The organism is Streptomyces botrytidirepellens (assembly GCF_003721215.1).
Lineage (GTDB): Bacteria > Actinomycetota > Actinomycetes > Streptomycetales > Streptomycetaceae > Streptomyces > Streptomyces himastatinicus.
In genome coordinates, this window is record NZ_RIBZ01000673.1 from 1 (window position 1) to 5,960 (window position 5,960).

A 5,960-nucleotide genomic window follows, 5' to 3' on the forward strand; every position below is an offset into this window, starting at 1 on the left:
CGGGCGGTCGCGGAGCGGCTGCCCCTGGTGCGGCACGCGCCGTCGCGGGGCGGGGTCGCCTCACTGGTCGACCCGGCCGAGGCCGAGACGCTGGGCCGCGCCCGGCTCGCGCCGCTGGACGGTGCGCCCGCCCTGCGCGAGACGCTGCGGATGTGGCTGTCGCTGCACGGCAGTTGGGACCGTACGGCGGTGGCGCTGGACATCCACCGCAACACGGTCCGCCAGCGCATCGCCCGCGCCGCGGCCCTGCTGGAGGCGGACCTGGGCGACGCGGACGTGCGGATGGAACTGTGGTTCGCCCTCAAGTGGGGCTGACACGCCCCACGCCCACCGAGCCATCCCCCCGGCCCCGCAGGGCACGGCCAGGGGGCAAGCCCGCGGCCCGGGCCGTCGGCGCGCCCCCTGGCCATGGCCCCGGCTCTGTGGGGTCCAGGGGCGGAGCCCCTGGGGTCGGGGAGGGGCGGGGTGGGGGAGCTCAGAGCTTCGTCCACGCCTCCGTGAGCACGCCCCTCAGCACCTGCTCGATCTCGTCGAACAGCCCCTGGTCCGCGATCAGCGGCGGGGCCAGCTGGACGACCGGGTCGCCGCGGTCGTCTGCACGGCAGTAGAGCCCGTTGTCGTACAGGGCCTTGGAGAGGAAGCCGTACAGGATGCGCTCGGTCTCGTCGGCGTCGAAGGACTCCTTCGTGGCCTTGTCCTTGACCAGCTCGATGCCGTAGAAGAAGCCGTTCCCCCGGACGTCGCCGACGATCGGCAGGTCGTGCAGCCGCTCCAGGGTGGAGCGGAACGCCGCCTCGGTGTCCAGCACATGCTGGTTGAGCCCCTCGCGCTCGAAGATGTCGAGGTTGGCGAGGGCCACCGCCGCCGAGACCGGGTGGCCGCCGAAGGTGTAGCCGTGCAGGAAGGTGTTGCCGTCCCGGTAGAAGGGTTCGGCGAGCCGGTCGGAGACGAGGCACGCACCGATCGGGGAGTAGCCGGAGGTCATGCCCTTCGCGCAGGTGATCATGTCCGGGACGTAGCCGAACTTGTCGCACGCGAACATCGTGCCCAGCCGCCCGAACGCGCAGATGACCTCGTCGGAGACGAGCAGGACGTCGTACTGGTCGCAGATCTCGCGCACCCGCCGGAAGTACCCGGGCGGCGGCGGGAAGCAGCCGCCCGCGTTCTGCACGGGCTCCAGGAAGACCGCGGCGACGGTGTCCGGGCCCTCGAAGAGGATCTGCTGCTCGATCTGGTCGGCGCACCAGCGGCCGTAGGCCTCGGGGTCGTCGCCGTGGATCGGCGCCCGGTAGATGTTGGTGTTGGGCACCTTGTGCGCGCCGGGGACCAGCGGCTCGAAGGGGGCCTTCAGCCCGGGCAGGCCGGTGATCGACAGGGCGCCCTGGGGCGTGCCGTGGTAGGCGACGGCCCGGGATATGACCTTGTGCTTGGTGGGCTTGCCGGTGAGCTTGAAGTACTGCTTGGCGAGCTTCCAGGCGGTCTCGACCGCCTCGCCGCCGCCGGTGGTGAAGAAGACCTTGTTGAGGTCGCCGGGCGCGTATCCGGCCAGTCGTTCGGCCAGTTCGACGGCCTTGGGGTGGGCGTAGCTCCACACCGGGAAGAAGGCCAGCTCCTGCGCCTGCTTGTACGCGGTCTCCGCGAGTTCCACGCGCCCGTGGCCGGCCTGCACCACGAAGAGCCCGGCGAGGCCGTCGATGTAGCGCTTGCCCTTGTCGTCGTAGATGTACGTGCCCTCGCCGCGCACGATCGTCGGCACGGGGGCGTTCTCGTACGACGACATGCGGGTGAAGTGCATCCACAGGTGGTCGTACGCCGTCTTGGAGAGGTCCGCGCTCATGGCTATCTCGTTCCCCAGGTGTAGGTCTGCTTCCGGAGCTTGAGGTAGACGAAGCTCTCGGTGGAGCGCACGCCGGGCAGCGTCCGGATCCGCTTGTTGATCGTTTCAAGGAGATGGTCGTCGTCCTCGCAGACGACCTCGATGAGGAGGTCGAAGGAGCCCGCGGTGACGACCACGTACTCGACCTCGTCCATGGCGGTCAGCGCGTCCGCGACCGGGTCGAGATCGCCGTCGACGTCGATCCCGACCATCGCCTGGCGCCGGAACCCCACGGTGAGGGGGTCGGTGACGGCGACGATCTGCATCACGCCCTGGTCGAGCAGCTTCTGTACGCGCTGCCGCACGGCCGCCTCGGACAGGCCCACGGCCTTGCCGATGGCGGCGTAGGGGCGCCGCCCGTCCTCCTGGAGCTGTTCGATGATCGCCAGGGATACGGAGTCGATCGACGGCGTGCCGTTCTTGTCAGGTGTGGCCACGGCCCACACTGTGCACGAGCCTCGACTGTCTGGCAACCCTCGACCGATGAATTCCGTTGTGTGGGTGAGTAAAAATCACTGATTCCGTTGTTCTGGTGTGGCGGGTATGTTGAAAGCGTCGTCCTCGCGATTAGGGTGGTGTCTCACCCATCGGACAGCAGACAGGAGGGGTGGCACGTGACCACCGAGCTGCGTCGTTTGCGCAACTACATCGACGGTGAGTTCCGGGACGCCGCGGACGGGCGCACCACGGAGGTGGTCAACCCGGCCACGGGCGAGGTGTACGCCACGGCGCCGCTGTCGGGAGCGGCGGACGTGGACGCGGCGATGAACGCGGCCGCGGCCGCGTTCCCCGCCTGGCGGGACCTGGTGCCCGGCGAGCGGCAGAAGGCACTGCTGAAGATCGCCGACGCCTTCGAGGCGCGGGCGGAGGAGCTGATCGCGGTCGAGTCGGAGAACACCGGCAAGCCGATCGGGCTCACGCGGGACGAGGAAATGCCGCCGATGATCGACCAGATCCGGTTCTTCGCGGGCGCGGCCCGGATGCTGGAGGGCCGCTCGGCCGGTGAGTACATGGAGGGGCTGACCTCGATCATCCGGCGCGAGCCGATCGGGGTGTGCGCGCAGGTCGCGCCGTGGAACTACCCGATGATGATGGCCGTGTGGAAGTTCGCGCCGGCGCTGGCGGCGGGCAACACGGTCGTCATCAAGCCCTCCGACACCACCCCGGCCTCCACCGTGCTCTTCGCCGAGATCATCGGCGGGGTGCTGGCGGAACTGGGTCATCCGCAGGGCGTGTTCAACGTCATCTGCGGCGACCGGGACACCGGGCGGCTGATGGTCGAGCACGACGTGCCCGCCATGGCGTCCATCACCGGCTCGGTGCGGGCCGGTATGCAGGTCGCGGAGAGCGCGTCGAAGGACCTCAAGCGGGTCCATCTGGAGCTGGGCGGCAAGGCGCCGGTCGTGGTCTTCGAGGACAGCGACATCGCCAAGGCCGTCGAGGACATCTCGGTCGCGGGCTTCTTCAACGCGGGCCAGGACTGTACGGCGGCCACCCGGGTGCTCGTCCACGAGTCGATCCACGACGAGTTCGTGACCGCCCTGGCCAAGGCCGCGGCGGACACCAAGACCGGTGCCCCGGACGACGAGGACGTGCTGTTCGGCCCGCTCAACAACGCCAACCAGCTGGCCAAGGTCAGCGGCTTCATCGAGCGGCTGCCCGCGCACGCCAAGGTCGAGGCGGGCGGCCACCGGGTGGGCGAGAAGGGCTACTTCTACGCGCCCACCGTGGTCTCCGGGCTCAAGCAGGACGACGAGATCGTCCAGCACGAGGTCTTCGGCCCGGTCATCACCGTCCAGTCGTTCTCCGACGAGGCCCAGGCGGTCAGTTACGCCAACGGCGTGGAGTACGCGCTCGCCTCGTCGGTGTGGACCAAGGACCACGGCCGCGCGATGCGGATGTCCAAGGCGCTGGACTTCGGCTGCGTCTGGATCAACACCCACATCCCGCTGGTCGCCGAGATGCCGCACGGCGGATTCAAGAAGTCCGGTTACGGCAAGGACCTGTCGGCGTACGGCTTCGAGGACTACACCCGCATCAAGCACGTGATGACGTCGCTGGGCTGACCCCGCGTGGGGCCGGTCAGCGGCGGCTGAGCAGGGCGCAGAGGGTGCCGATGCGATTGGTGGTGATCGCGTCGGCACCCGCGCGCAGCAGCCGCGCCATCGAGTGGCGGGTGTCGGCGGTCCAGGCGGAGACCAGCAGGCCGTCGGCGTGGGCGCGTTCGACGAGGCCGGGGGAGACCAGGCCGAAGCGGTAGTTGATCCAGCGGGGCCGCAGATCGGCCAGCAGGGTGGGCCGGGGCGGCGCGAGGGTGGTCCAGGTCAGGGAGATCTCCGCGCCGGGCTCCGCGCGGCGCACCCGGCGCAGCGCGGACAGCTCGCCGCAGTAGTACACCCGGTCCGCGGCTCCGGCCTCGCGCACCTCGGCGACGGCCGCGAGGGCGGCCGACGCGTCGGGCAGGTCGATCAGCAGCCGGGTCCGTCCGGTCGCGGCGAGTGCGTCGCGCAGCGTGGGTATGCCCCCGCCGGACAGCCGCCGCACCTCCTCGGCGGTCAGCGCGGACAGGGGCCGGTCATGGCCCCACAGTCGCTTGAGGGTCGCGTCATGGAGGAGGACCGGGACGCCGTCGCGGGTCAGCCGGACGTCGACCTCCACGGCGCCCGCCCCGGCGCGTATCGCCGAGCTGATGGACGCCAGGGTGTTCTCGCGGTGGGTGTACGGGTCGCCGCGGTGGCCGACCGGGAGGAAGGCCGCGCCCGCCGCCGTCATCGGGCCGCTATCGTCGTGTAGGCGTCGATCTCCGCGGTCAGCCGCGCCTTGCCCGGCGCGTCCAGGAAGGACGCCTCGACGGCGTTCTTCGCGAGGGCCGCGACACCCGCCGCGTCCAGTCCGAGCAGCCGGGCGGCGACCGTGTACTCGGTGTTGAGGTCGGTGCCGAACATCGGCGGGTCGTCGCTGTTGATGGTGACCAGTACCCCGGCCTCGACCATCTGCTTGATGGGGTGCTCATCCAAGGTGGCGACCGCGCGGGTGGCGATGTTGGAGGTCGGGCAGACCTCCAGCGGAATGCGGTGCTCCGCGAGATGGGCGAGCAGCTTCGGGTCCTGGACGGCGCTGGTGCCATGGCCGATCCGCTCGGCGCGCAGCTCGGTCAGGGCGTCCCAGATCGTCTGCGGCCCGGTGGTCTCGCCCGCGTGCGGAACGCTGTGCAGCCCGGCGGCGATGGCACGGTCGAAGTACGGCTTGAACTGCGGGCGCGGCACGCCGATCTCGGGCCCCCCGAGGCCGAACGAGACCAGCCCCTCGGGGCGCAGGTCGCAGGCGATGCGGGCGGTCTCCTCGGCGGATTGCAGCCCGGCCTCGCCGGGGATGTCGAAGCACCAGCGCAGCACGGTGCCGAACTCGGCCTCGGCCGCCTTGCGGGCGTCCTCGATCGCCTCGGTGAATGCCGCGTCCGGAATGCCGCGCCGGGTCGAGCTGTAGGGGGTGACGGTCAGTTCGGCGTAGCGGATGTTCTGCCGGGCCATGTCGCGGGCGATCTCGTAGGTGAGCAGCCGCACGTCCTCGGCGTCGCGGATCAGGTCCACCACCGAGAGGTAGACGTCGATGAAGTGGGCGAAGTCACGGAAGACGAAGTAGTCCGCCAGCGCCTCCGGATCGGTCGGCACCTTGGAGTCCGGATGGCGCGCCGCCAGCTCGGCCACGATGCGCGGGGACGCCGAGCCGACGTGGTGGACGTGCAGCTCCGCCTTGGGCAGTCCGGCGATGAAGGCGGTGAGATCGGTCAACGAGAACCTCCGGGTGACGGCCGCCGGCGGCGGGCTCCGGTCATCGTAGATGCGGGGGCACGGGGCGGTGTTGCCAGCCCGTAGCATGGGCGGACATCGCTGTGGGGGAGATACATGGCTGACCAGCCCGACCAGCACGAACAACCGCGGCAGCCGGAGCCGCGCGACCACGACCCCTGGGCCCCGCCGGCCCCGGGCGCACCCCTGGACAAGCCACCGTCCCGGCCCTCGGTGGCCGAGCAGCAGACGCTCACCTCGCTGCCCACGGGGCCGCCCGCCCCGCCCCCGCCGCC

At 70.8% G+C, this 5,960-nt stretch carries 6 protein-coding genes; 2 read left to right on the forward strand and 4 right to left on the reverse strand.

All coding sequences use genetic code 11. The features are described from left to right. On the forward strand, window positions 1–315 hold a 315-nt coding region (locus EEJ42_RS35350; RefSeq protein ID WP_148082141.1), incomplete at its 5' end, for a helix-turn-helix domain-containing protein. 160 nt (window positions 316–475) lie between these two features. On the opposite strand, the gene EEJ42_RS35355 is transcribed toward EEJ42_RS35350, so the two are convergent. Both EEJ42_RS35355 and EEJ42_RS35360 read right to left on the reverse strand, forming a co-directional pair. Continuing rightward, complete coding sequence (locus EEJ42_RS35355) at window positions 476–1,837, reverse strand: aspartate aminotransferase family protein (protein WP_123106304.1); 1,362 nt, start codon at window positions 1,835–1,837, stop codon at window positions 476–478. Between the two features lie 2 nt (window positions 1,838–1,839). Beyond that, complete coding sequence (locus EEJ42_RS35360) at window positions 1,840–2,313, reverse strand: Lrp/AsnC family transcriptional regulator (protein WP_123106308.1); 474 nt, start codon at window positions 2,311–2,313, stop codon at window positions 1,840–1,842. A gap of 177 nt (window positions 2,314–2,490) precedes the next feature. On the opposite strand from EEJ42_RS35360, the gene EEJ42_RS35365 reads away from it, so the two are divergent. Continuing rightward, window positions 2,491–3,942, forward strand: coding sequence for a gamma-aminobutyraldehyde dehydrogenase (locus EEJ42_RS35365; RefSeq protein WP_123106305.1), 1,452 nt, complete (start codon window positions 2,491–2,493; stop codon window positions 3,940–3,942). 16 nt (window positions 3,943–3,958) lie between these two features. On the opposite strand, the gene EEJ42_RS35370 is transcribed toward EEJ42_RS35365, so the two are convergent. Then, window positions 3,959–4,648: a glycerophosphodiester phosphodiesterase gene (locus EEJ42_RS35370; RefSeq protein ID WP_123106306.1), complete on the reverse strand. Its 690-nt coding sequence runs from the start codon at window positions 4,646–4,648 to the stop codon at window positions 3,959–3,961. Then, window positions 4,645–5,667 carry an adenosine deaminase gene (locus tag EEJ42_RS35375; protein ID WP_123106307.1) on the reverse strand — a complete coding sequence of 341 codons (1,023 nt, stop codon included), beginning with the start codon at window positions 5,665–5,667 and terminating at the stop codon, window positions 4,645–4,647. The genes EEJ42_RS35370 and EEJ42_RS35375 overlap by 4 nt, the downstream gene beginning before the upstream one ends. Between the last annotated feature and the right edge of the window lie 293 nt (window positions 5,668–5,960).